This is a genomic window from Hyella patelloides LEGE 07179 (genome assembly GCF_900659865.1).
Classification (GTDB): domain Bacteria; phylum Cyanobacteriota; class Cyanobacteriia; order Cyanobacteriales; family Xenococcaceae; genus Hyella; species Hyella patelloides.
Genome location: NZ_LR214430.1, coordinates 1 through 1306, shown reverse-complemented (window position 1 = coordinate 1306; position 1306 = coordinate 1). Strand labels below are relative to the sequence as shown.

The 1306-nt window shown below is 42.1% G+C and carries 1 protein-coding gene; it reads left to right on the top strand.

The window, feature by feature from the left end; translation table 11 throughout:
* Window positions 1-142 precede the first annotated feature (142 nt).
* Window positions 143-1306: RHS repeat-associated core domain-containing protein (locus H1P_RS40120; protein WP_484133500.1), on the top strand; the 1164-nt coding region annotated here is incomplete at its 3' end.

Genomic DNA, 1306 nt, shown 5'->3' with positions numbered 1-1306 from the left:
ATTCCGACCCTAATCACTGGTCATGGTACTCATAAAGAGCCTGAAAAGAGAGGAGCGCAGTGAGGTGAAAGTCTCATGCTGCGTTCTGAAGACGAGTCGCTTTGGTGACGAGGTGACTTAGTTTAACGACTTAGGAAGACAAATTAGTGCTACTGACTTAGATGGAGAGTGGGTCTATGAATACGATGCTGCTAGCCAGTTAATTAGCGCGGTCTTCACTTCTAATAATCCTGAAATTGAAAACCAGGATCTAACCTATGTCTACGATGCTGCGGGTAATCGCATCCGTACCATTGATAATGGAGTTACCACTGAATATCAAACTAATAACCTCAATCAATATACCAGTGCGGGAACTGTCGATTATCAATACGATCTCGACGGCAATTTAATCTATAAGAGCGATGGAGTTAATAGCTGGACTTATAGCTATGACGACCAGGATCGTCTAATTAGTGTCCTCGAAGCTGATGGTTCTATAGCAGAATATGAATATGATATCTTTGGCAACCGCATTGCCACCATCTACAATAGCGAACGCACGGAATATTTAGTTGATCCCTTTGGTTATGGCGATGTAGTCGGAGAATACGACGGTAATGGTAATCTGACTGCTGAATATACTCACGGTATTGGATTAGTTAGTCGTACTGATAGCAGTAACGTTGCTGCATACTATGATTTTAATGCTACTGGTTCGGCAGTTGGTTTGACTGGAACAGGTGGCGAGATACTTAATCGTTATGGTTATCTGCCCTATGGAGAGAGCTTATTTGAAAGCGAAAGCACAGTTAATCCCTTTGAATTTGTCGGTCAATGGGGGATTATGGAAGAGGCTAACGGTCTTGATTTCATGCGGGCGAGGTATTATTCCTCTTCTGAAGGAAGATTTCTCAATACCGATCCGATTGGTTTAGCAGGTGGAGATACGAATATTTATCGATATGTTAACAATAATCCAATTAATTTGATAGCTCCTTTGGGATTATGGGGGATTGGTCTTCAAGCTAATGCAGGTGCTGGAGCTGGATATAGTCAGGGTCCTGGAATATATGCTGGTGGTGACATAAAAGCTGGTTTTTTTTCTGATGGATTTGGAGCGATACTTTCAGGAAATATTTTTGATTTCTCAAGCACTACAGATGTAATCGTAGGTGCGGAAGCTGGAGTAGGATTTGGTTTTTTTGGTACGACTGCAAATAGTAATACTGAACTTGCCGACGCGCCTGCATCTATTTCGGTTAGTGCTAGTATTCCACTTACCATCTTCGGTTTAGGCGCAGGACTTGAGTTAAAAATTTCAGGG